Annotated in this window: 23 protein-coding genes, 1 tRNA gene, 1 pseudogene, 1 riboswitch and 1 other annotated feature; of the genes and pseudogenes, 9 read left to right on the plus strand and 16 right to left on the minus strand. The window is 36.2% G+C overall.

Annotation, left to right across the window (positions count from 1 at the left end):
- Positions 1-14: 14 nt before the first annotated feature.
- Together HMPREF0631_RS01670 and HMPREF0631_RS01675 are read right to left on the minus strand one after the other, a co-directional pair.
- Positions 15-680: a methionine ABC transporter permease gene (locus HMPREF0631_RS01670; RefSeq protein WP_002843022.1), complete on the minus strand. Its 666-nt coding sequence runs from the start codon at positions 678-680 to the stop codon at positions 15-17.
- The gene (locus HMPREF0631_RS01675) at positions 667-1,731 is read right to left on the minus strand and encodes a methionine ABC transporter ATP-binding protein (protein WP_002846482.1); all 1,065 of its coding nucleotides are present in this window, start codon (positions 1,729-1,731) and stop codon (positions 667-669) included. Before HMPREF0631_RS01675 ends, HMPREF0631_RS01670 begins: the two co-directional genes overlap by 14 nt.
- A gap of 136 nt (positions 1,732-1,867) precedes the next feature.
- Positions 1,868-2,127 (minus strand) — a binding site (T-box leader).
- Between the two features lie 254 nt (positions 2,128-2,381).
- A riboswitch (Lysine riboswitch) is annotated at positions 2,382-2,558 on the plus strand.
- Positions 2,559-2,652: 94 nt separating this feature from the next.
- On the opposite strand from HMPREF0631_RS01675, the pseudogene HMPREF0631_RS01680 reads away from it, so the two are divergent.
- From HMPREF0631_RS01680 to HMPREF0631_RS01705, 6 genes and pseudogenes are all read left to right on the plus strand, one after another.
- Positions 2,653-2,916, plus strand: a pseudogene (locus HMPREF0631_RS01680) (DapH/DapD/GlmU-related protein); the annotation flags it as partial.
- Between the two features lie 168 nt (positions 2,917-3,084).
- Positions 3,085-4,242: a M20 metallopeptidase family protein gene (locus tag HMPREF0631_RS01685; protein WP_002842872.1), complete on the plus strand. Its 1,158-nt coding sequence runs from the start codon at positions 3,085-3,087 to the stop codon at positions 4,240-4,242.
- A gap of 19 nt (positions 4,243-4,261) precedes the next feature.
- Positions 4,262-5,380, plus strand: coding sequence for an alanine racemase (gene alr / locus HMPREF0631_RS01690; RefSeq protein ID WP_002842943.1), 1,119 nt, complete (start codon positions 4,262-4,264; stop codon positions 5,378-5,380).
- A gap of 22 nt (positions 5,381-5,402) precedes the next feature.
- Entirely contained in the window at positions 5,403-6,698 is a 1,296-nt protein-coding gene (gene lysA, locus HMPREF0631_RS01695; protein ID WP_002843067.1) for a diaminopimelate decarboxylase, read from the plus strand.
- 239 nt (positions 6,699-6,937) lie between these two features.
- Entirely contained in the window at positions 6,938-7,144 is a 207-nt protein-coding gene (locus HMPREF0631_RS10100; RefSeq protein ID WP_242821655.1) for a hypothetical protein, read from the plus strand.
- Between the two features lie 20 nt (positions 7,145-7,164).
- Positions 7,165-7,704 (plus strand): hypothetical protein, encoded by a 540-nt coding sequence (locus HMPREF0631_RS01705; RefSeq protein ID WP_002842849.1) that lies wholly within the window; start codon positions 7,165-7,167, stop codon positions 7,702-7,704.
- Between the two features lie 84 nt (positions 7,705-7,788).
- Here HMPREF0631_RS01705 and HMPREF0631_RS01710 read toward each other — a convergent pair whose 3' ends face one another.
- The 5 genes from HMPREF0631_RS01710 to HMPREF0631_RS01730 form a co-directional block, all read right to left on the minus strand.
- Positions 7,789-8,733, minus strand: coding sequence for a sensor histidine kinase (locus HMPREF0631_RS01710; RefSeq protein ID WP_002842974.1), 945 nt, complete (start codon positions 8,731-8,733; stop codon positions 7,789-7,791).
- 38 nt (positions 8,734-8,771) lie between these two features.
- Entirely contained in the window at positions 8,772-9,608 is an 837-nt protein-coding gene (locus HMPREF0631_RS01715; RefSeq protein WP_002842875.1) for an ABC transporter permease, read from the minus strand.
- Positions 9,601-9,933: a hypothetical protein gene (locus HMPREF0631_RS10105; RefSeq protein WP_021934687.1), complete on the minus strand. Its 333-nt coding sequence runs from the start codon at positions 9,931-9,933 to the stop codon at positions 9,601-9,603. The genes HMPREF0631_RS01715 and HMPREF0631_RS10105 overlap by 8 nt, the downstream gene beginning before the upstream one ends.
- A 23-nt stretch (positions 9,934-9,956) precedes the next feature.
- On the minus strand, positions 9,957-10,514 hold the full coding sequence (locus HMPREF0631_RS10110; RefSeq protein WP_002842925.1) for an ATP-binding cassette domain-containing protein: 558 nt from the start codon (positions 10,512-10,514) through the stop codon (positions 9,957-9,959).
- Positions 10,515-10,646: 132 nt separating this feature from the next.
- Positions 10,647-11,354: a response regulator transcription factor gene (locus HMPREF0631_RS01730; protein ID WP_002842916.1), complete on the minus strand. Its 708-nt coding sequence runs from the start codon at positions 11,352-11,354 to the stop codon at positions 10,647-10,649.
- 259 nt (positions 11,355-11,613) lie between these two features.
- Here HMPREF0631_RS01730 and HMPREF0631_RS01735 point away from each other — a divergent pair, with 259 nt between their 5' ends.
- Complete coding sequence (locus HMPREF0631_RS01735) at positions 11,614-11,922, plus strand: hypothetical protein (RefSeq protein ID WP_002846471.1); 309 nt, start codon at positions 11,614-11,616, stop codon at positions 11,920-11,922.
- A gap of 129 nt (positions 11,923-12,051) precedes the next feature.
- Complete coding sequence (locus HMPREF0631_RS01740; protein WP_242821656.1) at positions 12,052-12,492, plus strand: hypothetical protein; 441 nt, start codon at positions 12,052-12,054, stop codon at positions 12,490-12,492.
- A gap of 187 nt (positions 12,493-12,679) precedes the next feature.
- Here the strand turns inward: HMPREF0631_RS01740 and HMPREF0631_RS01745 are convergent, their stop codons facing one another.
- The 4 genes from HMPREF0631_RS01745 to HMPREF0631_RS01760 all read right to left on the minus strand — a co-directional run bounded on the left by HMPREF0631_RS01745 (position 12,680) and on the right by HMPREF0631_RS01760 (position 19,801).
- Positions 12,680-13,264 (minus strand): indolepyruvate oxidoreductase subunit beta, encoded by a 585-nt coding sequence (locus tag HMPREF0631_RS01745; RefSeq protein ID WP_002842870.1) that lies wholly within the window; start codon positions 13,262-13,264, stop codon positions 12,680-12,682.
- A gap of 19 nt (positions 13,265-13,283) precedes the next feature.
- On the minus strand, positions 13,284-15,071 hold the full coding sequence (locus tag HMPREF0631_RS01750) for a thiamine pyrophosphate-dependent enzyme (protein ID WP_002843063.1): 1,788 nt from the start codon (positions 15,069-15,071) through the stop codon (positions 13,284-13,286).
- Between the two features lie 351 nt (positions 15,072-15,422).
- The gene (adhE, locus tag HMPREF0631_RS01755) at positions 15,423-18,056 is read right to left on the minus strand and encodes a bifunctional acetaldehyde-CoA/alcohol dehydrogenase (protein ID WP_002843033.1); all 2,634 of its coding nucleotides are present in this window, start codon (positions 18,054-18,056) and stop codon (positions 15,423-15,425) included.
- Between the two features lie 422 nt (positions 18,057-18,478).
- Positions 18,479-19,801 carry a metallophosphoesterase gene (locus HMPREF0631_RS01760; RefSeq protein WP_002842993.1) on the minus strand — a complete coding sequence of 441 codons (1,323 nt, stop codon included), beginning with the start codon at positions 19,799-19,801 and terminating at the stop codon, positions 18,479-18,481.
- A gap of 146 nt (positions 19,802-19,947) precedes the next feature.
- Here HMPREF0631_RS01760 and HMPREF0631_RS01765 point away from each other — a divergent pair.
- Positions 19,948-20,021 (plus strand) — tRNA-Arg (locus HMPREF0631_RS01765).
- A gap of 158 nt (positions 20,022-20,179) precedes the next feature.
- On the opposite strand, the gene sigH is transcribed toward HMPREF0631_RS01765, so the two are convergent.
- Genes sigH through cysS form a run of 5 tightly spaced genes read right to left on the minus strand, consistent with a single transcriptional unit; the run spans position 20,180 to position 23,919 of the window.
- Complete coding sequence (gene sigH, locus HMPREF0631_RS01770; RefSeq protein ID WP_002842895.1) at positions 20,180-20,833, minus strand: RNA polymerase sporulation sigma factor SigH; 654 nt, start codon at positions 20,831-20,833, stop codon at positions 20,180-20,182.
- 17 nt (positions 20,834-20,850) lie between these two features.
- Entirely contained in the window at positions 20,851-21,411 is a 561-nt protein-coding gene (locus tag HMPREF0631_RS01775; protein WP_002843075.1) for an NYN domain-containing protein, read from the minus strand.
- Entirely contained in the window at positions 21,377-22,111 is a 735-nt protein-coding gene (gene rlmB / locus HMPREF0631_RS01780; protein WP_002843060.1) for a 23S rRNA (guanosine(2251)-2'-O)-methyltransferase RlmB, read from the minus strand. Before rlmB ends, HMPREF0631_RS01775 begins: the two co-directional genes overlap by 35 nt.
- Positions 22,112-22,123: 12 nt before the next feature.
- Positions 22,124-22,531: a Mini-ribonuclease 3 gene (locus HMPREF0631_RS01785; protein WP_002842866.1), complete on the minus strand. Its 408-nt coding sequence runs from the start codon at positions 22,529-22,531 to the stop codon at positions 22,124-22,126.
- Positions 22,516-23,919 carry a cysteine--tRNA ligase gene (gene cysS, locus HMPREF0631_RS01790; protein WP_002842983.1) on the minus strand — a complete coding sequence of 468 codons (1,404 nt, stop codon included), beginning with the start codon at positions 23,917-23,919 and terminating at the stop codon, positions 22,516-22,518. The genes HMPREF0631_RS01785 and cysS overlap by 16 nt, the downstream gene beginning before the upstream one ends.
- Positions 23,920-23,933: the final 14 nt, after the last annotated feature.

The following is a 23,933-nucleotide window of genomic DNA, read 5'->3' on the forward strand; positions in this document are numbered from 1 at the left end:
TTACTTAGTCTCTATTAATGAATAATTCTTTTTATAATTACATTCCCTATGTATTGTATTACAAATACTATGACCAATATTATCATGGTAGACACTAGGGTCACATCGTTTTGGAACCTATTGAATCCTTGGGATACGGCCAAATTTCCCAGACCACCTGAGCCAACAGCTCCAGCCATAGCTGTCAGACCCACAAGGGATATAAGTGTAAGTTGAGACACCCTCACTAGACCTGCAAGGCCCTCTCTTAGGTAGACACCAAATATTATTTGCAGTGGTGAATCTCCCATGGACCTAGCCGCCTCTATTATACCCTTGTCCACTTCAACTAGAGAATTCTCAACCTGCCTTGAAAAGAATGGAACAGTTCCACATACAAGGGGTACTATAGCTGCTGTAGGCCCTATAGTGGTTCCCACTAAAAACCTAGTAAATGATGCCACAAGGGCTATGATTATGACAAATGGTATAGACCTTGTTATATTGACTAGCTTGTCTAGGACTGAGTATATTTTTTTGTTTTCAAGTATTCCTCCTTTCCCAGTGACTACAAGAGCAACACCTATTGCCAATCCCAAGATGCCCGCTATAAGAGCTGTGACCAGGGTCATATAAAGGGTCGCCCTCGTCTCGATTAGAAATTGTTCCTTTATAGCCAGTGAATTTTTAAAGTAGCTCATGTTTTACCTCCCTAAGATTTATTTCATCAACTATAGCTCCCCTGTCTGCTAGGTGGACTATAGCCTTGTCCAAGTTTATTTTTTCTCCTTCCAATATAAGCCCCAAGTTACCAATAGGTTGACCACCTATCACCTCTATATTGCCCCAGATTATATTGGATACTACAGAATAGTTTTTGAGTAACTCTGCCACAACCGGCTCCTGAGATACCTGACCAATATATACCAGCTTGACCAACCTCTTTGTAGGGCCTAGATTTTCGGTTACTGGTAACTTTTCAACCTCTGTTAGAAACTCGTCTGTATGGTTGACCGTCTGAATAAAATTCTTGGTCACCTGACTGTTAGGTCTAGCAAATATATCAAATATATTCCCCTCTTCTACAACCCTACCTAATTCCATGACAGCCACTCTGTTACATATGGATTTTACAACCTGCATCTCGTGGGTTATAAGGACTATTGTAATTCCTAGGTCCTTGTTGACCTTCTTCAGTAGTTTGAGGATCTGTCCAGTAGTCTGAGGGTCTAAGGCTGATGTTGCTTCATCACACAAGAGTATGTCAGGATCGTTGGCAAGGGCCCTAGCTATTGCCACCCTCTGCTTTTGTCCACCCGATAATTGAGATGGATAGGAATCTGCCTTGTCTCCTATATCCACTAAGTTGAGTAGGTCTTGGGCCTTTTTCTTTCTTTGGACCTTGGATAGACTACTGTTTTTTAGGGGATAGGTTACATTTTCCAGAACAGTCCTTGAATTCATCAGGTTGAAATGCTGAAATATCATTCCTATCTTTTCCCTCTTTTTTCTGAGTTCCTTGCCATTCAAGTCCAGTATATTTTGTCCTCCTACTATGACCTTGCCAGATGTTGGCCTCTGAAGAAGATTTATAGTCCTTACAAGAGTAGACTTACCAGCCCCACTAAATCCAACTATACCAAATATATCTCCCTTTTCTATTTTGAGGTCTACCCCATCAACAGCCACAACCTTTTTATTATCCTGTTCAAACTCCACCCTTACATCTTCTAAACTTATCACTATACTCATCCTCCAATCTAATACTGACTACAAGTGGACTATAAAGATTTCCACCTTAGTCTTGTTAATTTTCAAAACTCAACTTGTCAATTTAAATTTAACTCCTAAAATTACCAATAAAAAAAGTCCCTTCCAACTATTAGTTGAAAAGGACGTCATAAACGCGTTACCACCTTTTTTCGAGATACCTTCACAAGTACCTCCTCATCAGGTACACCAAGTAAATCGAAAATATCTTCAAGTACTATCATACCCTAGCGCTATAACAGGCGCACCCGTCTGAGCCTAAATATCGACCCAGAGTCTCAGAGACCATGTTCACTAGCTTAATCTTCCTCTGCTCTCACCAAATGCAGATTCTCTGTAAAAAACGCTACTAGCTACTCTTCTCTTCAAAGACTTTATTTTCTTAAATTTATTATGTTTATGATTATATAGGCTACTAGATATATTGTCAATACCTTTTTGAAAATTTATTTTTGGTTTACTTTTTCTATTTTCTGTTCATATTCTAAATGCCTTGTTTTTACACGCTTTAAAAAGCAAATCACAATGAAAATTTTTTAACAAATCGTTTGCCGTCTGATAAATCATTTTTTTCAAAAAAATACCCTTTACAAATCCTAACAATAGGTCTATAATAAAACTCAACTTAATATTAAAAGGATAGAGGCGCAATCAACATCAGTAATAACAGACCATGTAGGCAAACTGTCTGTTGTAAAAGGGGCGATTGCCGAAATTAGGGTCACACTGCCTTGTGATTTTAGTTGGAACATTGGTTAATAGCCCTTGTTCTGTCATTATCTAGATGATAATGGAGAGCTAACCGCAAAATTACTAGTAATAATGGTTCAATCTATATGATTGCCGCTTTTTATGCTATGTCAAGACAAATGCAGGTTTTCTCATTTGTCTTTTTTTTATATGGGTGCAGTACTTGCTGGAGTTATAGAGCCAGCCAATGCCAACCCAGTAGTAGTAGAAGACAATGTCCTAATAGGGGCCAATGCAGTCATACTTGAAGGGGTCAGAATCGGCCAAGGGTCTGTAGTTGCAGCTGGTGCTATAGTCACTGAAGACGTCCCAGCAGGAAGCGTGGTAGCTGGTGTACCAGCCAAGATTATAAAGAAGACCAACCAGGTTGAAGGTCAAAAGATCAGCATAATAGATGCCCTTAGGTCCCTAGACTAATAAAAACTCAGGCCTAGATTCATCAATAGGGTCAATATAGAATTAGAAAAATATATCTAGAGAATGGTTATAAATAATATATATACAGAATACAAAATATATAATAGAGAATAAATAAAAGAATAAAAAATAAATAATGAATAAAAAAGAAAAGAGAATATAGAGTATATGAGATTCACAAAAGTGGAAGATATAATCAGGTGGAGACGTCATATCCACCAAAATCCTGAACTATCAAAAGAAGAGTTCAAGACAACAGAATACATAAGGGAAGAGCTAAGGTCCATGGGGCTTGATTATGAAGAGGTCGATGGTATGCCTACTGCTACTATAGCCTACATAGGGACAGGTATGGACAGCGCAAAGACCATCCTACTTAGGGCCGATATAGATGCCCTTCCAATAAAAGAGGAAAACGACATAGATTTTAAATCTTGCAATCCGGGAGTTATGCACGCTTGTGGCCACGATGCCCATGCTGCTATGCTACTAGGGGCAACACGTGAAATTCTAGGCCTTAGGTCAGAGGGTAAATTAAAGAACAACGTCCTAGTAGTATTCCAGCCTTCAGAAGAGTCTACAGGTGGAGCAAATGTACTTATAGACTCCTACCCCTTTGAAAAATACAGTATAGATGCAAGTTTTGCCCTACATATAAATCCAGACTTTGAAGAGGGAGTAATAGCGACTCGACCAGGCCCTATAATGGCATCTTGCAACGAGTTCACAGTCAAGATAGTCGGAAAGTCAGCTCATGTAGGCATCAGGGAAAATGGAATAAATGCCATAAACGCAGCAATCCAAGTCTACCAGCAGTTTCAGACAATACCTACCTATGACCTAGATTCAAAACACACCAACATAATCCACATTGGCAAAATGAATGTAGGAGAAGTTATGAACTCAGTTCCAACAAATGGCTATATGGAGGGTACCATCCGTACCTATGATATGGATGACCTTGAAATATCAAAAAAGAGAATGCAGGAAATATGCCAGGGGGTTGAGCTATCGACAAGAGCTAGTATAAACCTACATTTTGAAGATGGCTACCCTGCCCTACTAAACGATAAGGACCTAATCGACTTTGTAGCAAGTACAATTGAAAAGTCCGGGGCAAGGTCCTATATCATGCCAGATCCCTACCTATTAGGAGAGGACTTTTCATTTTTCAAAAATGTATCCCCTATATCCTACTCTTTTGTAGGTATAAGAAACGAAGATCTTGGCTATACTTCTGGTCTTCATACACCTTGGCTTCAGATGAGAGAAGAGGCCCTAGTATATGGTGTAGACTACCTAGTCGAGATAGCAAAGACCTACTAGCCATAGAGGAGGTTACAATATGCAAAAAATCTACAATAAACCTGAGTCTAACCCTAGACTCACAATAGACCTAGATGCCCTACACAAAAACGCCCGCCACCTAATAGGTATGACAGGAGGTGGGCTTATAGCCGTAGTAAAAAATGACGCCTACCATTTCGGACTTGAAAGAGCAGTAGAAACCTTCTACCAGGCCGGGGTCAGGTTTTTTGCTACAACTAGTCTTAGAGACTCTATACGTATAAGAGATCTCTATGATGACGTAGATATATTTATGCTTAATCCATGTAGGGACTTTGATAGCCTAAGAGACTACTCGATCACAGCTACCCTTGCTAGTCTAGATTTTCTAAGGGAAAATAAGGACTCTATGCATGATATATCCTACCACCTAGAATGGGCTGGTCAAATGAGGAGGTCAGGTTGTAGGTCAAAAAAAGAAGTATTAGAAACAATAAGACTGGCCAAAGAATCAAACATAAAATTAGACGGTATATGGACCCACTTTTCTTGGGCAGATGAATTCGACCAAGAAAACTCCTACGAAAAAGAAAAATCAGACTGGTTAGATATACTGGAGTCTGCCCAGAAAATCCATAAATTTAAGGTTGTTCAGGCCCAAAACTCAGCCTCACTCCAAAGGGATGGCTTGTTGGATAATCACAGCCATGCAAGGGTTGGTATCAGCCTATACGGTTGCCCACCCTACAAGGGAGCTGACCTTACAAACAACCACCATGCACTGACACTTTCAGGTTCCATAATATCAATCAAGGACCTTGAAATAGGAGAATCAATCGGCTACTGTTCATCCTTCAAGGCAGACAAAAAATCAAGGGTGGGTGTCATCAATATAGGTTATGGAGATGGCCTTCTTAGAAAAAGGGTTATGGGTCATGACGTTCTTATAAATGGCAGAAGATACCCCCTAGTATCTATGATGATGAGCCACACTATTGTATTGCTAAACGAAGATGATAATAGTGTAAAAGTTGGTGATCAGGCTATTTTTTACGGTCAAGATATACCTGTATACGAGTATACTTTCAAGGGAGTCGGAGCAAATTCCGAACAGATATCACCTCTTAACTTCCAGACTCTTGATCTAATCTACCTACCAGTAAAAAATAGACTTTGAACAGGCTTTAGAAAGGAATAATATGCAACTACACGGAAATTCAAAAATAAATCAGAATGGTCAACTTGAGATTGCCGGCATCACCAGTATGGACCTAGTAGACCAATATTCTAGCCCCCTATTTGTATACGATGAAGACCTAGTCACAAACCAATGCAGAAGGTTTCATAGTGTGCTTGAAGGCTCTGGCCTAGACTACCATATATCCTATGCCAGCAAGGCCTTTATCTGCAAGTACCTTGTAGGGATTATGGCTGAAGAAAATATGGGCTTGGACGTTGTGTCGGCTGGAGAATTATACAATGCCCTGAGTGCAGGTTTTGACCCTCAGAAAATTCACCTACACGGAAACAACAAGACGGACTTTGAGATTGAATATGCCTTGAAGGAAGACATAGGTTGCTTTGTCATAGATAGCTTTGACGAAGTAAAAAGGCTAAACCAAATTGCAGGTCAAATGTCTAAAAAGCCTAGGTGCCTACTAAGGGTTACACCTGGTGTAGAGGCCCATACCCATGAGTATATATCTACTGGAAGTACCGATTCCAAGTTTGGTCTTAATATAGACAATGGACAGGCATTTAAAGGAGTTGCAGACATACTCCAAGCAGAAAACCTAGACCTTATAGGTATCCATTTTCATATAGGGTCTCAGATATTTGGAACGGAAGGAACTAGAATGGCTGTAGACAAGGTATTTGGGTGGTTCGCTAAACTAAAAAAAGACCTAGACTACACACCTTCTGTCTTGAATATTGGTGGAGGATTTGGCATTAGGTACACAGATGAAGACCTGTCATATCCTATAGAAACAGCCCTTGATGAAATCATCAGCTGCCTAAAGGATTCATCTAAATCCAACAATCTTCCAATACCTCAATTGTGGCTAGAACCAGGTAGGTCAATAGTCGGAGAGGCCTGCACTACCCTATATAGGATTGGAACTATCAAGGAAATACCTGATGTAAGGACCTATGTATCAGTAGACGGTGGTATGAGTGACCATATAAGAACTGCCCTTTATCAGGCAAAATATGAAGTTGCTCTAGCCAACAAGATGACTGCACCTATATTCGGACTATATACACTGGCAGGAAAGTGCTGTGAGTCAGGAGATATCATAGCATACGATGTAAAACTCCCAATGCCTGAAATTGGAGATATAGCTGCTGTGAGCTGTACAGGAGCCTACCACTATTCAATGGCGTCAAACTACAATCAAATGCCAAGACCAGCAGTAGTATTCGTAAAAAACGGCACTTCCAAGCTAGCTATCAAAAGAGAGTCAATGGAAGACCTGATTAAAAACCAATTATAAATATACTTGAAAAAATCTTAATTTTTTATTAAAAGTATATGATACTGGAATAAAAATTAATGGAACTTTTTATACTAAGGATGAGTTTTCAATATTATTAAAATCATCTAGGGAAATTCCTATACGACAAAAAAGAACTGCTCTTACAATTCCCGCCGCAGCTGGTGCTTATTTTATTCCTGGTGTCGGTCAGGTATTGATCACAACCACAGGAATCGTTATCTTGGCAGGGGCAACCATTGCCACTGGTACTTGGGTATCAAATAGAATTATTAGCTATTTCAAAGAACACACTAAAAACAAACGAAAGAGTACACATGATAAACATACAAAACCTCGTCCAGGAAGATCCAATGAAAAGAAAAAAGATCCTAAAAAGGGTTGGAAACCAAAAAATCAAAAGAAACCTCAGCAACCTAGAAAAAGAAAGAAACACTAATTTATAAATACTTTATGGAGGTAATTTATGAACACACAATTTAAAAAAAATTGTTTGATGGAAATATATACCGAATGTGACGAATCATTTTTGGTTGGATTTTATTTATCTAGTTTTGACGAATATTCTTTATTTCATTTACTGGATGAACAAGGTAAAATAGATGGCATATATTTGATAAAAAATAAATTTATAAAAAATACTAACTACGAAACAGAATATTTAGAAAAAATAAATTTATATGCTGAATTTTGGAAAATCAACTCTGATAAGAACATCTTTAATATTGGATTAAAACAAAAAAATATTTCAAATATTGGAGATATCTTGAAATATATAAAAGAAAATAAGATTATATCAAGTTTTAAAATAAACAAGAAAAAATATATAATAACGGGATATATAAAATCTATCAATAAAACAAATATTGAAGTGCAAGAAATAGATCTAGAAACAGCTAAAGAATTTGAAACAACTTCTTATTTTCTAAAAGATAATATTTTGTTAATAGAAATAGATAGCGTAAATAATAGATTATTAGATTATGCCCATCTAAAAAATCATTAGTCTGAGTACATAAAATTTTTTCTGTAAATTTGCCGGTTAAACCTATTAATTTTGCCCCCCTATGTTTAGGGGGGGGAACACCGGTTAATTATCATCATTTTTCACACATAAACTAGACCCTAAAAAATCGATAGTTACTGTAAACATTCCATCTTTTACATCAACCCTGATATAACCGTCCATTTTTTCAATTAATTCTTTAGTTATAGCTAAACCCAATCCCGTAGACCCACTATGTCTTGATGCATCAACCTTATAAAATCTATCAAATACTCTTTCTACATCTATCTTTTGAGATTCATCAATTCCATTTGCTATTTTGAGTCTTGTATATCTCTTTTCAGTATCTTTGCACTCAATATCTGACAAACTAATCTCAAGTCTTTCATTACCATGTAGAAGTGAATTTCTAAATAAGTTATCCAATATCCTAATTGTAATCTGCCTGTCCCCATATATAAAAATGTTTTCCTCAAGACCATGCAAATCAACATCTATATTTTTTTCTTCCAGTTCCTCATAAATGTGGGTAAGATTTCTAAATACCAACCTACTCATGTCTATTTTTTCGTATACCAATTCAAGTTTTTTCTCCTGTAACTTTGCATATAGATATAATTCATCAAAGATATACTTCATAGCCTCTGTACGCTCTCTTATCAGAGAAATATACTCCTCTTGTTCCCCATTCATATCTGTATCTTCTAACAATTGAACATACCCATCTATGCCTGCTAGAGGCGTTCTTATGTCATGTGATAAATTTATAACAGCCTCTCTTACTATGGTATTTTTATTTCTAACTTCATAGCTATCTTTCCTATATTTTTCCAAAACACAATTAATGGAATTTATCAGTCTACTTATCTCCTTACCTGGACCTATGCTCGTTATTTTTAGATTAGAATCCTCTCTTTCTAAAAACGCAAGCTGACGACAGATATAGTCTATCTGTCGTCTAAATGCTATCAGGTAAAATATTGAAACCATACTTATTATTAAAATTATAATCAACAAAAACAGTATCATATACTTCCCCCCAAAAATTTACATTCATTACTATCGTATTACCTTACATCACGTTTTGAAAATACCCTAGTTGTGATAAAACTCCATACAAGTATCCATACAATTGCCAAGATTGTTACAAATAAAAGATGATCATATACCTTGTTATCACCTACTAACCAAGATTCTAGAGAATAAAGACCTATATTAAATCCTTTTACTCCTACAAACTTAGTTATTGCATAATTTATACCCGTATATATTGATCTACTCATTCCTAGTGACAACAATACCGTAACCAATAAACCTACATATGCTGAATTGACCAACATAGTAATGGCCACTGCAAATATACTAAATGCCGTCAACAAAAGATACTGTACCACGAAGTTATATATCAAGGTTGATACATCACCCAACCTCAACCAATCGCCTAATATTATCTTACCTATAGCAAAATCAAATACATAGTACATGGTTAAAAATGCCAATGTTATCATTCCTGTACTTATAAATTTGGCAAGAGCAATATGCTCTCTTGATGAAACTGCACCTGCTATATTCTTCCTAAATCCCTTTTTATTGTCAGCACTCGAAAACATGATTATTGAAACGACTGCCAGTAATACAGTACCTCCCCCTAAACCATTTTCTGTTATATGTCTATTCAAATCCATCCCCTTTTCTAAATAGGTTTCTGAACCATTATCAAGGGCAATCGCAAAACCAGTATCTTCGGGAGATGTAGCCGTTCCTATTGAGGCACCTGCCCCTTGGTTAATAGTCATCTGTTGCATAAGACAGGCAAATAATGCATATATAATTACTGCAACTGCAAGCTTTAACCACATTCCTTTTACAAATCTATACCTGTCCATCTTCACTAAATTAAACATTTGCACTACCTCCTACCATGTCCAAATAAAACGATTCTAAGTCTTTAGACTCCATCGCAAGTCTGCGCACAGCAACACCATTTTTTGCTAGTTCTATTGATATGTTGTCTGCCTTATCAAAATCATCGTATATATGGACCAGTTCATTGCTAATCACCTTATATTTTTTAATACATAAAGAATCTAAAACTGGTATTGTTTTAGCTGTATCAGAAACATCTAGTATCATCACTTCCTCACTTTTAGACTCCAACTCTTCCTTTGTCATCTCTGCTACTAATTTTCCACCTGATATAAAACCATAACTTGTAGCAATCCTAGACAATTCTTCCAAAAGGTGACTAGAAATTATAAATGTGATATTTTTTCTCTGTTTAATTTCAATATAAGCTCTCTTATTTCAACTATACCCTGTGGGTCCAAACCATTGATTGGTTCATCCAACAATACTAGATCTGGATTTCCAACCATAGCCAAGGCTATACCCAATCTCTGTCTCATACCTAGTGAAAATCCCTTTGTCTTCTTCTTTCCTACATTTTCCAATCCAACTAAATGAAGCAACTCATTTTCATGCCCCTTACGAGTAACTCCCTGTGCTATAGCCTTTAGATGCAAGTTATCCCATGCACTTAAATTTGGAAATATGCCCGGCTCTTCAATCAATGCACCTATATTGGTATTTAAGTGCATGGCCTCCTTTCTCCTTTTTCCATAAAAGAGAATTTCCCCACTAGAGGGTTCAGCAAGATTTGCTAACATTCTCAATATAGTGGTTTTACCTGCACCATTTTTACCAATTAAGCCATATATGTCTCCTTTTTTTATTGAGAGATTTATATTTTCAGCAGCCTTTTGTTTTCCGTATACTTTTTCTAAATTTGTCGTCTGAAGTATATAATCCATAAAATTCCCTTTCTTAACTACTTTATATTATTTGTTATAATAATATAATACTCTCGTAATTTTAAAATATATCAAGCAAAGTTTAAAGAAAGTTTAAAGTTTATAAAACCACTTACTCATACACTCTAGATTTTACTTGGATAGTCTAAATCCAATTCCCCATATTGTGTCAATATAAGGTTCATCTGAAAATTCTCCTATTTTTTTCCTTATATTACTAATGTGCACACTTATAGTCCTATCATCTCCTGTATATATTTCACCCCATATTATCTCATAAATATCCTGTTTTGAGAAAATCCTTTTTTGATTTTTCAAAAATAATTCTAATATTTTAAATTCATACTTTGTCAAAATTAACTCTTTACCACATACAAATACATCAAAAGTTTCCGGAAATAATTCTAAATCTCTATATCTTAAAACATTTTCCATATTTTCAGCCTTATTATCTAACTTGGACACCTGAGAAATTCTAGCCTGTACCCCAATTCTCGCAAGCAGTTCTTTATTATCAAAAGGCTTTGTAATATAATCATTGGCTCCAGCATCAAGCAGTTTCACCTTGTCAACAATGTCACTTATAGCTGACACTACAATTACTGGTACATCCAAAATATCCTTTATCTGGGGCAACAACTCATATCCATCTATTCCCGGTAAAAATAGGTCCATTATTATGATATCTATTTCCTCTTTTCTTGATTGGCAATTGAGTAGACCTTCACTTCCTGAATAAGCTTGAATTACACCAAATCCATTCTTCTCAAGCACTCTTTTTTCAATATCGTTTATACTCACATCGTCTTCTATAATTAAAACGTTTAATTTATTATTCATAAAAACTATCACCACCTCTAATTATATTCTATACCATAAAAAACTAAATTTAACTAAAAATAATAAAAAATACATTCTAAATTGCAATATCAATTCATATGATTATAAAAACAGGAATTTAAAATTCATGTATTTTTGTATTGACATTTTATTCCAATCATTATATCATTAAGCTAAATATAGACATATTTATTGTCTTAATAATATATTACTAATTATTTTTTCTCGTGTATTTGCATTGTAGAAAGGGGACGTGTTTATGAAACTTAAAAAGGGTTTATGTCTTGTTTTGTCGATGTCAATTTTGATGACTTTTACTATTCGCTCTCATGCTCAGGACAAAGAATTTATAAACATTAATATAACCACTGAAGAAGAACTGTTTAATGATAATGATATCAAATTATCTAGAAGTAGCAGCAGTCCCTCAGTTAAGGATGACAATTTGGACGAATTAACACGAAAAAGAGATTTTTTGATAAGAGAAAATTATAATGTTTATAGAAACAAAATAAAGTCAGGAGCAATCGGGTATAACAAATATTTTAAAGAAATGCTAGATTCATAATACGGCATTAGTAACTTTTTCACTAAAAAATTTGTTGATTCTAGTAATAAGGATATCTTAAAAAAAGAAATCTTATTCATAAATTTCATGAATAATAATGATTGTACATTTATAAACGTACAAGGTTTTTTGCCTAGTTACTACAGTTCTTTTGAGAGCCTTGTTTATAGAAATAATAACGACCAAAAAGATCTTGTTAAACAGACTAAGCAGATGACAGAAGAAGAGTTAAAAAAATTATTTGAATTTTATCTAGAAAATATAGAAGATTATTTGAATAGCACAAAATCTAGCGTAGAATCTGTGTATCAAACTGTTTACCCTATAGGTATAGATAATCTTAGTGATGACTTTGAGAAAGACATAAGAAATAAGTACAAAGAAAAATCTCTTGAATATGCTGGAGAAGATTCAAGAATAAAGGCTTTTTTTGAACTGATTAATAAAGATGATACAGACAAGTTAAATTTTTATATAGATTCTAAATTACAATATCAAATATCACATTTTCCTCCGATAGCTTTGAATTTTAAGCTGTATAATAATATATTCTGCAAAGTAACAAAGTGAAATACATTCTTACAGTAGAAATAACACTACAAAAGTGTGAATCTGATACTGTTAGGAAATGCTTATAAAAAACAACGAAGCTGGTGTATCTTTTCACTCACCAGCTAACGTTGTTTGAATCCCCATTAATCTTATTTAACAAAGATCCCAAAATTTTCTATAAATATATATTCTTTAATCTAAGCTACTATTTAGCCATCTCTCTACCGGCTGCAAATGCCTTTTTATTTAGTTCAACAAACTTTTCAGGAACACTAGACACTATAGCCTCTATCCATTTATCTTCTGGTATATCCTCTACAAACATTGAGCAAACACCTAGTAAAACTATGTTTGCAGCTGATTTATTTCCTAATTCAACTGCCTTAGCTGTACAGTCTTCAAATATGACCCTACCGGCATATTTATTTAATTCTTCTTCTATATCGGTAGCATATTCTTCTACACCCTGCTGGACAAGAGTTGGAGCCATCTCATACCTGTTTACTATAGCTACTGATGTGTCTTTCTTTAGCTCTTTTCTAAATCTTCTACCCTCTAGGGCTTCAAAACCTATCAGTATATCCACATCTCCTGGTCTCACGTTAGGAGAAAATACTTTTTCACCTATTCTTATACTTCCCCATACCTTACCACCTCTTTGTGATAGGCCTACAACGTCATTAGTCTTTACGTCAAGTCCTGCTAGATGGGCTGCCTGAGCTATTATCTTGGTAGTCATTACAAGACCCTGACCACCTACACCTGCTAAAATTATATTTGTATTTGCCATTTTACTTACCTCCATATACCTACTTAGATTCTTTTCTCTTTATTGCACCAACTGGGCAAACTTGAGCACATATACCACAACCTACACACTGGTTTGGATCTATTGATGATTTTAGTTTTTCTATACCATCATACTTCTTCATTCTTAGAGGAGGACAGTTAGTTTTGATACAAGTCTTACATCCTATACATACTGTTGGATCTACTTCAAATGGAGTTTCTTTTACCTTGTATCTCAAGGCACACGGTCTACTTGTTAATATTACTGATACACCCTTTCTCTTAGTAGCTCCAACGATTGCTTCTTTTGCTTCTTTGTAGTTGAACTGGTCTATCACCTGGATATCATCAAAGCCCATATTTCTAAGAGTCGCCTCTATAGATATATCCTGGCCTGTCTGGTCCATATGAAATGACTCACCTGTTGGCTGACCACCAGTCATGGCTGTTGTAGCATTATCTAGGACTATCATAGTGATGTTTTCGTCGCCCTTTAGCTGGTACTGTAGGTTGGCAAAGCCTGGTATTCCTGAATGGAAGAATGTACCATCGCCTATTACACCTACTACTGGCTTGTCTACATCACCTTGCTTGTCCATAGCATATCTTAGACCCTTTATGATACCAAGAGATGCACCCATACTGATATTTACCTTTAGGACTTCCCATGGGTACAATAATCCCATTGTATAGCAGCCTATATCTCCTACAACTGTCACCTTAGACTTTTTCAGTATATCGAATACTGGTCTATGAGGACATCCTGCACAGAATAATGGACCTCTAGCTGTAGTGTCGTCCTTGGCTGGATCTAGTAGTTTCCTTTCCTTTAGGACACCTATCTTTACTAGGCCTTCTTCTATTACTTCTGAGTGTAGTTCATTAGTAAAGCTGAAATACTCCTTACCTACACAGTCTATACCATTTAACTTTAACTCATTTTCAATAAATGGCATCATTTCTTCTATTACTATTACTTTTGAATACTTTTTAGCAAGATTTTTGATCTTGTCTATTGGAAGTGGATATACCATACCTAGCTTCAGTACATCCACGTCTGGACAGACTTCCTTGAAGTTGTAGTAACATATACCTGATGTTATAACTAGGCTATCACTCCCATATTCTTCTAGCTTGTTTATACTTAAATCGTTGGCAGCTTCCTGTAACTTTTCGATTCTTTCTTTCATTGTATACTGGTGCTTAAAGGTATGAGGAGGCAACATACAAGAAAGTGATGGCTTGCCACTGAACTTCGGTCCCATCTTTTCTTCTCTTTGACCTATCTCTACTAGGGACCTAGCATGACATATCCTACTTGTTATTCTCATCATTACTGGCATCTGGTATTCTTCACTGATATCAAGGCCTGCCTTTACATAGTCCTTGGCATCCTGTGAGTCAGCTGGGTCGAATATAGCCATATTGGCAAACTTACCTAGTATTCTATTGTCCTGTTCATTCTGTGAACTTGACATACCTGGGTCATCACCTGATACTAGCATAAATCCTGCATCTATAGGCGACTGAGTAAAACTCATCAATGGGTCCATACAGATATTGACACCAACGTGCTTCATAGTTACAAGTGTCCTAAGCCCACCATAACAAGAACCTATACCTACTTCAAGCGCAACCTTCTCATTCATTGAAAACTCTGAATATATATCATCGCTGTACTCGCTTTTCATAGATTCGATTACATCAACGGTTGGTGATCCTGGGTATGCTGTTGCAACCATACCACCTGCTTCATAAAAACCTCTAGCAATAGCCTGATTACCACTTAATATTTCTTTTTTGCTCATTTGTCCTTCTCCTTTACCTTTTTCGATTTATAAACTCTGTTTTTTAAGTAAAACTTTAATTTCATAATAGGAAATCGTTATATTGCTAGTATACCCAAAATACAGGTATCTAATTTTTTTATTTGTAGAAATTTTCAAATTATTTAATTAAACTCTAAACCAATAAATATCCACATTTAATATTGAAAACTCCAATTTCATCTTGGAAACTTAATATAATTGTGTATTTTGCTATTTAAATTAAACTTTTTGTCATTCGCTTAAAATAAAAATACCACGAGAAAATTATTTTCTCATGGTATTTATAGTGTGTGATATTATAAATTGTAAAAATCTACTCTCTACAGATTACTATTTTCCATAGTAGGCATTTAAGTACATCTCCTTTAGTTCTTCAACTAATGGATATCTTGGGTTGGCACCTGTACATTGGTCATCAAATGCCTGTAAAGCCATGTCATCTATACTATCCAAGAAGGCTTTTTCATCTATGCCGGCTTCCTTGATGGTAGCTGGAACTCCAGTTTCCTTTCTCAAGTCTTCTATAGCCTTTATAAGGTTGTTTACTGTTTCCATGTCATCATTTCCAGACTTAACGCCACAGAATCTAGCAAATTCAGCATATCTTTCAACGCAGTCAGGATACTTATACTGAGGGAAAGTTCCCATCTTTACTGGGGCCTCTGAACAGTTGTATTTTATAACATGAGTTATTAACATAGCATTGGCCACACCGTGCTGAACATGGTGGAAGGCTCCTAACTTATGAGCCATTGAGTGACACACTCCCAAGAAAGCATTAGCAAATGCCATACCTGCCATAGTTGATGCTATAGCCATCTTTTCTCTTGCCTTTTCATTAGTAGTTCCTTCTCTGTAGGCCTGAGGAAGGTATTCGAATATAGATTTACCAGCCTTAAGAGCAAGTCCATCTGCTGGCTCTGACCTCATAACTGATACGTATGCTTCTAGAGCATGTGTCAAGGCATCTATACCTGATGAAGCAGTCAACCTAGGTGGCATATCCATCATCATATCAGCATCTACAATAGCCATATTTGGAAGTAGCTCATAGTCTGCTAGAGGATACTTTATACCAGCATCCTGGTCAGTTATTACGGCAAATGGAGTAACTTCTGAACCAGTACCTGCTGATGTTGCTATTGCACAGAAGTAGGCTTTTTCACCCATCTTAGGGAATGTATATACCCTCTTTCTTATATCCATAAATGTCATTGCCATATCCTTGAAATCAGCCTCAGGATGTTCATACATAACCCACATAATCTTACCAGCATCCATAGCTGAACCACCACCTATAGCTATTATAAGGTCCGGTTCAAAGCTCTTCATGGCCTCTGCACCACGTCTTGCACAAGCTAAAGTTGGATCAGGCTCAACATCAAAGAATGTAGTATGTACAATGCCCATAGCATCTAGCTGGTCTGTTATATTCTTTGTGTAACCATTCTTATATAGGAAAGAGTCAGTCACTATAAATGCCTTTTTCTTGTTCATAACATCCTTAAATTCCTGCATAGCAACAGGTAAACATCCCTTTTTGAAATATACCTTTTCAGGTGTCCTAAACCAAAGCATATTCTCTCTCCTCTCAGCTACAGTTTTTGTATTTAATAAGTGCTTTACACCAACATTTTCAGATACTGAATTTCCACCCCAAGAACCACATCCAAGTGTAAATGATGGTGCTAGCTTAAAGTTGTAAAGGTCACCTATACCACCCTGAGATGATGGAGTATTGACTACTATCCTACAAGTCTTCATAGACTTGATAAACTTGTCTAGTTTTTCCTTACACTTTATAGTGTCTATATATAGTGATGATGTGTGTCCAAGACCACCTTGTTCTACTAGGTGCTCTGCCTTTTGAACAGCATCATCAAAATTTTCATACTTGTACATAGCTAAAATAGGTGAAAGTTTTTCATGGGCAAATGGCTCCACAAAATCTGTTTGCTCAACCTCCGCTATGACTATTCTGGCAGTTTTTGGTATATCAACACCTGCCAACTTACCTAGATTTCTAGGTGATTGACCTACGATTTTACTATTCAATCCACCAGCTTCATTCAAAATTATTTTTCTAAACTTATCTACTTCATCGCCCTTTAGAAGATAGGCTCCCCTGTATACAAATTCATCCCTTATCAAATCATAGTCCTTGGCTGGCACTAATACTGACTGCTCTGATGCACATATCATACCATTGTCAAAAGACTTAGATAGGATTATTGAACTTACTGCTGTCTTATAGTCAGCGCTCTCGTCGATTATAGCTGGAACATTACCAGCCCCTACACCAACAGCTGGCTTGCCTGATGAATAAGCTGAATGCACCATACCAGGACCTCCAGTTGCCAATATTAAATCCGCTTCCTTCATCAATTCTGCTGTAAGTTCTATAGATGGTTCATCAACCCATGCTATTATTCCCTCTGGAGCCCCCGCCTTTACAGCTGCCTCCAATACAGTCTTAGCAGCAGCTATAGTCGATTTTTTTGCCCTTGGATGTGGGGATATTATTATACCATTTCTAGTCTTTAAAGATATCAATGTCTTAAATATTGCAGTTGAAGTAGGATTAGTAGTAGGTATAACCGCTGCTATAACACCAACTGGTTCATATATTTTCTTGATTCCAAAAGCATCATCTTGTTCTACCAGACCACAAGTTTTTGTATTTTTATAGGCATTGTAAGTATATTCAGCAGCATAGTTGTTCTTGATGACCTTGTCCTCAAGAATACCCATTCCAGTCTCTTTGTTTGCCATTATCGCTAGGTCTATCCTTTTGTGGTTGGCTGCAAGAGCCGCTTCCCTAAATATATGGTCTACTTTCTCCTGGCTGAAGCTGGCAAATATATTCTGAGCCTCTCTTACCTCTTTTAGTTTCCTCTCAAAAGTACTTAGGTCTTTTACAATATAATCCTTATCTTCTTGTATTGCTTGGTTTTGCTTTGACATCTCTCTACCTCCAAAATCATAATAATATGGGCCCGTTTTTAAATAAATAGTATTAAATAAGTTTATTATCGTTTATTTATTAACATTATTGTACTCCCACTCTGTTTATTTGTCAACATATTAACTGATAAATTTTATGAATTTTTTATGTTTTTTTGTCAAATTAATAGGGTTTTTTATGATAATTACCTATTAAACCTATTATTTATAGATTTTCAAGCTTTCCTGACTATAAATAATGTTTAATTATAAACAATGTATCCTTTATTTTATAACCTTATCTTTATTTTATTGTTAATTTATTATCCTAAATGTCGAGATAACGATATCCCCTTTAATTATATAAATTTAGCGTAGAAGAGCCAAATAAACATCAGCTATACATCTACGCTAAAAACTACTATATTATATTGTAAATATATCTAAGACCTTATATCAAATTTATTGTGGTCTTTGGGCTCTTCTGAATATATACTCTCCAAATAAGATGCCAAAAAAGTCTTATCACAATACTTTTGCCACAATCTATAGCCATCACTCTTGATATTGAGTTCTGGATGCTCTAACATCCTTCCTGAAAAATATGCTATGCTAGTATCGACCATAAAATTCATCATCTTGTATTTTTCTTCTTCATCTATTTCAATATTCTTTATAACCCTATCCGTCTGATTCTTTGTCGCCCTCACTATAAATTCCCTTGAATAATTCTTAAAGTTCAAGAGGTTTTTGTCTGGCTTTGAATACAATTGAGCCCACTTCTCTACCTCTAGCCTCATGGTCTCGTAGGACATATCTCCCCTGAGTCCTATACTTATTACAGAATACTGGTTGGGATATAGGCTAAGACAGGATACGGCAGCATCATATACATTCTTGTACTCTGCAAGGTGTTGAGAATGCATATGACCACTTAGGTTTAGCCTTACATTGTACTTGTTGTAGAGGTCTACTAGCTTGGAACTGTTATCTATCTTGTAGCCTGATACAAACATCTTGTTGTGGGCAAGGATATTTTGGTGGCTGACCCCTATCACCCTTTCATTTCTCTTGTGAGCGCTTATCAAAGCGTTTTCTATCCACCTATATGTAGAATTGCAGATGTACTTTTTATTCTTGCCTGTGTTTGTATCTAGCATCAATAAGCTAACCCCTGGGCTAAGCCTGTATAGGTAGCTCAGTGAATGCTTGTCCCTTGACATGACTCTAGATGAATCTCCATATCCAAAATCCCTATATATATTTACAAATTCATCTATTGATACGTTGTCTACTTCTTGGTCTTGGTCTCCAAAAAAACTACAAGAAATTTCATTGTCTATGTCGTGGTTGCCCGGTATTACAACAACCGGTATCTTGTTGGACCTAAGAACCATCAACTTATCCCTTAGATCTATATGGCTTAGTCTTTCGCCATTAAAGGTTAAATCACCGCTAAATACAACCAGGTCTGGCTTGGTATTTATGCACTCCTGTACAAAGCAGTCAAATATCTCCCTTACATACCTAACTGACTTGGCATCGAAGTACTCTACCTTATCCTCGAACGATTTTTTGTAATCTGTAAGCCTAGCAGATAAATAATGAAGGTCACTTATATGGTATATCTTTATCTCCTTGCTAACCCCGTCTCTAATCTCTTGTCTGACCTGGTCTGCTATTGAATTATCAACCTTTTCCTTATTCCTTGATAGATATAAAAAACCTGCTATAAAGGCTATTAACATACCTACAAATATATACATATCGATACCTCCCTTACTATCTTTTATATATTTTTATTATACACCCTAAACTAGATTTATAGACTATCTTTTCAATATCAAGCAAATTTTCCAAGAACTATTGTCCATTTTAGAAGTTTGTGGTAGAATATTTATTGTAAATATATGTCTTTGTAGCTCAGCAGGATAGAGCGTTCGCCTCCTAAGCGAAAGGTCGCTGGTTCGACTCCAGTCAGGGACACTTTTAGTACTGGTCATTTGACCAGTACTTTTTTATTTCCATAAAAAATAAAGAGGTGGACTAGCTTGTAATATATCATCCTCTTACTGGTAGGTCCAGTGAGGAAAATAGATATAACTTGGGTCAACCTCTTTTATCTACTCTATAAATCATACGAGCTAGAGAACTACTTCAGAATACTCGCTCAGATTTTTTTCTAATTTTTTCTTTACCCTCTGGATAGCATTGTCTACAGATTTTGCATCCTTGCTTAGGGATATCGCTATATCACTATAGGACTGGCCTGATAGGTATCTGATAAAGACCTCTTCTTCAAACTTGCTCAAGGTCTTTTTCATCCTATTTTCCATATCCTTATAGGCTTCCTTGTCTATAACCAAGCCCTCTGGATCATTGTCTAGACTTGTAGTTACCATATCATATAGGGTTCTTTCTGATTCCTCTTCAAACATGGGTCTATTAAGAGATATGTATGTGTTTAGAGGTATATGCTTTTGCCTAGTAGCTGTCTTTATAGCCGTTATTATCTGTCTTGTAACACAGATATCTGCAAAATACCTAAATGAACAAGTCTTATCTTCATCATAGTCCCTAATAGCCTTATATAATCCTATTAGTCCCTCTTGAATAATATCTTCTTTATCAGCCCCCACCAAGAAATATGTCTTAGCCTTGGCCTTTACCATTATAGAGTATTTTTCTATTAATTTATTGATAGCGTATTTATCACCCTGTTTTGCCATATCCACAAGCTCATAATCTAGGTCTTGTTCATGGCAGTTAGGATGTTGGGCTTCTATCTCTTCCTGCATACAAAAATCCCCCTATTTTATTTTTTTCTCCTAATTTCTTCCAACCTAGAAAATACATCAGGAGATATCTTATTCTCCAACCTATTCATGTTGTTGTACTTCTTTATCCTAGAGTGATTGTCACGTCTTAGTTCTTCCTTGGCTGAAGAAAGGTCTCCTATCAGCTCTCTTGCAGGTATCCTAGAACATCCCTTGCCCAGGATTATCTGCTGCTCGGCATAGTCACTTGTTGCTACATATACCTCATCATACTTTGAAAGACCTGATATAAACTTCTCTATATAGGTATCCGCTGTCTGATTTTCCTTTGTAAATACAACCGTAACATCATGGTGGTGCTCTATTTTTTCATCCACGCCCTTTACATTATAGGCGTCAAATACCACATGGGCCTCATATCCCTTTATCTTGGAATACTCCATCACATAAGCTACCAACTTATTTCTTGCAGACTCCAAGTCATCTTCACCTAGCTTTTTAAGTACAGACCAAGCATTTATTACATTATAGCCATCTACTATCAAAATTTTTCTCGCTACATACTTATTTTTTTGCATTTCTCTGTCTATATACCTCATATAATAGTATACCACCTGCAACTGAAGCATTTAGGGATGTAACATTACCTGACATAGGCATAGATACAGTAAAATCACAGTTCTCCTTTGTCAGCCTAGATATTCCCTCTCCTTCACTTCCAACTACTAAGGCAAGTGGTCCTGTAAGGTTGGTCTGGTAAAATGCATCTCCACCCATATCTACGGCAGCTATCCATAGACCTTCCTCTTTTAGTTGTTTGATAGTATTTACTATATTTGTTACTTTACATACTGGTACATATTCAACAGCTCCTGCTGATGCCTTGGCAACTATAGGAGTTATATGTACACTCCTCCTCTTAGGTATGATAATACCATGAGCACCAACCGCATCTGCTGTCCTGATGATAGACCCTAAGTTGTGGGGGTCTGTAATACCATCAAGTATTATAAAAAATGGGTCTTCTTCTTTTTCCCTAGCCTTCTTTAGTATATCTGACAACTCATAATATACATAATCGCTAGTAAGGGCTATTACCCCTTGGTGGGCATGGCTCTCTGACATCTCATCTAGCTTGTGTCTGTCAACCTGTTGGATAATTATGTTGTTATCCTTTGCCATACCTATTATCTTCTTTATTGAACCCTCCTTAGATCCCTTATTGACCATTATCTTTTCTATTGGCCTATTGTTCTTTAGGGCCTCTATTACGGGGTTTCTTCCTTCTATTAGAGCCAAAATATCACCGCCTTATCTGTTTTCTATTATATCTATCGACTCTTCTACCAAATAGTCTAGTCTGTCTATGTCACCTTTTAAATACACATATCCTATAACTGCTTCGAATCCGGTAGCATGCCTATAGTCTATAACGCTGGCATTTTTGGCAGCTGTGTTTTTCTTATGGTTTCTTCCTCTTTTAAATATTGTCGTCTCTTCCTCTGTCAGAATATCTTCTAGACCCTTTATAGCCTTTGACTGGGCATGGGCACTCACATATTTTATTGCAGACTTGTGAAGGTCATTTATCTTTAAGAATATATTTCTCTTTATCAAGTACTCTCTTATATACGATTCATATACTGTGTCGCCTAAATATGCCAAAGTGAGTGGCGATATCCTCGCCAACTCACTCTCTTTTATTATTTTCTCTTCCATTTTACACCCTGTCTTGTATCTTCTATTACTATGCCCATTTCTAATAGTTCTTCTCTGATCTTGTCAGCTAAGGCAAAGTCTTTGTTCTTTTTAGCCTCTGCTCTTTTTGCTATCATTTCTTCTACAGTCCTTGCCAAGTCGTCATTTTCTTCTACTGACTTGTTTGCTATATTAAGAACTCCTGTAAGTTCATTAAATAGGTCTATATTTAGTCCTATAAATTCCTTAGAAGATGTATCCTTGATATTTGTATTCATAAACTTGGCAAGTTCAAATATAGCTGAAATTGCATCAGATGTGTTCAAGTCGTCATCCATAGCCTCTATAAACTTGGTCTTGTATGAGTTTAATTCATCAACTAGACCTGTCTCTTCTGGACTCATCTTTGTATCCTCTAGCTTAGACATCATAAACTCTGCATTGTCTCTAGCATTCGTAAGTCTTTCAAGACCTGCCTTGGCCTGGTCTAGGATAGTGTCTGAGAAGTTGACTGGGTTTCTATAATGAGTAGATAATAGGAAGAATCTCACTAGTCCTAGGTCATACTTTTCAGCAATTTCCCTTACTGTAAAGAAGTTTCCTAGGGACTTAGACATCTTTTCTCCATCTACATTTATATAACCATTGTGCATCCAATAGTTGGCAAATACATGTCCATTTCTACATTCACTCTGGGCTATTTCATTTTCGTGGTGAGGGAACTGTAAGTCCTGACCACCAGCATGGATATCTATTGTGTTGCCAAGGTACCTACTAGACATTACTGAACACTCTATATGCCAGCCTGGTCTACCTTCACCCCAAGGAGATTTCCAACCTGGTTCTCCGTCTTTTTTAGCCTTCCATAATACGAAATCTAGTGGATCTTCCTTCTTGTCGTCTACGTCTATTCTAGCACCTAACTCAAGTTCTTCTATATTCTGGTGGGATAGCTTGCCGTATTCCTTGAACTCCCTAGTCCTAAATAGGACATCTCCATTAGACTCGTATGCATATCCCTTGTCTACTAGGTCTTGAATAAAGCTTATAATTTCCTTTATATTGTCTGTTACCTGAGGATGAACTGTAGCCCTCTTTATGCCTAGGCCATCACAGTCTATAAAGTACTCCTTGATGTACTTTTCAGCCACTTCTTCAGGAGATATGCCTTCTTCATGACTTCTCTTGATGATCTTGTCATCTACATCAGTAAAGTTCTGAACATATGTTACTTCATAACCCCTGTACTCAAAATATCTTCTTAGTGTATCAAAAACAGTGAAAGGTCTTGCGTTTCCAAGATGTATAAAGTTATAAACTGTAGGTCCGCACACATACATCTTTACCTTTCCCTCTTCAAGAGGTATAAATTCCTCTTTTTTTCTTGTCATAGTATTATATACTTTCATTAGAGCACCTCCAA

Origin of the sequence: Peptostreptococcus anaerobius 653-L, from assembly GCF_000178095.1 — a bacterium.
Classification (GTDB): Bacteria; Bacillota; Clostridia; order Peptostreptococcales; family Peptostreptococcaceae; genus Peptostreptococcus; species Peptostreptococcus anaerobius.

What these genes read in the sequence shown, in the direction of transcription:
- HMPREF0631_RS01710 (WP_002842974.1), bottom strand. Translation starts at nt 8,733, where the DNA reads ATGATACTGTTTTTGTTGATTATAATTTTAATAATAAGTATGGTTTCA.
- HMPREF0631_RS10110 (WP_002842925.1), bottom strand. Translation starts at nt 10,514, where the DNA reads ATGGATTATATACTTCAGACGACAAATTTAGAAAAAGTATACGGAAAA.
- cysS (WP_002842983.1), bottom strand. Translation starts at nt 23,919, where the DNA reads ATGAAAGTATATAATACTATGACAAGAAAAAAAGAGGAATTTATACCT.
- HMPREF0631_RS01775 (WP_002843075.1), bottom strand. Translation starts at nt 21,411, where the DNA reads ATGAGGTATATAGACAGAGAAATGCAAAAAAATAAGTATGTAGCGAGA.
- HMPREF0631_RS01745 (WP_002842870.1), bottom strand. Translation starts at nt 13,264, where the DNA reads ATGGCAAATACAAATATAATTTTAGCAGGTGTAGGTGGTCAGGGTCTT.
- HMPREF0631_RS01760 (WP_002842993.1), bottom strand. Translation starts at nt 19,801, where the DNA reads ATGTATATATTTGTAGGTATGTTAATAGCCTTTATAGCAGGTTTTTTA.
- alr (WP_002842943.1), top strand. Translation starts at nt 4,262, where the DNA reads ATGCAAAAAATCTACAATAAACCTGAGTCTAACCCTAGACTCACAATA.
- adhE (WP_002843033.1), bottom strand. Translation starts at nt 18,056, where the DNA reads ATGTCAAAGCAAAACCAAGCAATACAAGAAGATAAGGATTATATTGTA.
- HMPREF0631_RS01785 (WP_002842866.1), bottom strand. Translation starts at nt 22,531, where the DNA reads ATGGAAGAGAAAATAATAAAAGAGAGTGAGTTGGCGAGGATATCGCCA.
- HMPREF0631_RS01735 (WP_002846471.1), top strand. Translation starts at nt 11,614, where the DNA reads ATGAAACTTAAAAAGGGTTTATGTCTTGTTTTGTCGATGTCAATTTTG.
- lysA (WP_002843067.1), top strand. Translation starts at nt 5,403, where the DNA reads ATGCAACTACACGGAAATTCAAAAATAAATCAGAATGGTCAACTTGAG.
- HMPREF0631_RS01715 (WP_002842875.1), bottom strand. Translation starts at nt 9,608, where the DNA reads ATGTTTAATTTAGTGAAGATGGACAGGTATAGATTTGTAAAAGGAATG.
- HMPREF0631_RS01730 (WP_002842916.1), bottom strand. Translation starts at nt 11,354, where the DNA reads ATGAATAATAAATTAAACGTTTTAATTATAGAAGACGATGTGAGTATA.
- HMPREF0631_RS01675 (WP_002846482.1), bottom strand. Translation starts at nt 1,731, where the DNA reads ATGAGTATAGTGATAAGTTTAGAAGATGTAAGGGTGGAGTTTGAACAG.
- HMPREF0631_RS01670 (WP_002843022.1), bottom strand. Translation starts at nt 680, where the DNA reads ATGAGCTACTTTAAAAATTCACTGGCTATAAAGGAACAATTTCTAATC.
- HMPREF0631_RS01685 (WP_002842872.1), top strand. Translation starts at nt 3,085, where the DNA reads ATGAGATTCACAAAAGTGGAAGATATAATCAGGTGGAGACGTCATATC.
- HMPREF0631_RS01705 (WP_002842849.1), top strand. Translation starts at nt 7,165, where the DNA reads ATGAACACACAATTTAAAAAAAATTGTTTGATGGAAATATATACCGAA.
- sigH (WP_002842895.1), bottom strand. Translation starts at nt 20,833, where the DNA reads ATGCAGGAAGAGATAGAAGCCCAACATCCTAACTGCCATGAACAAGAC.
- HMPREF0631_RS01750 (WP_002843063.1), bottom strand. Translation starts at nt 15,071, where the DNA reads ATGAGCAAAAAAGAAATATTAAGTGGTAATCAGGCTATTGCTAGAGGT.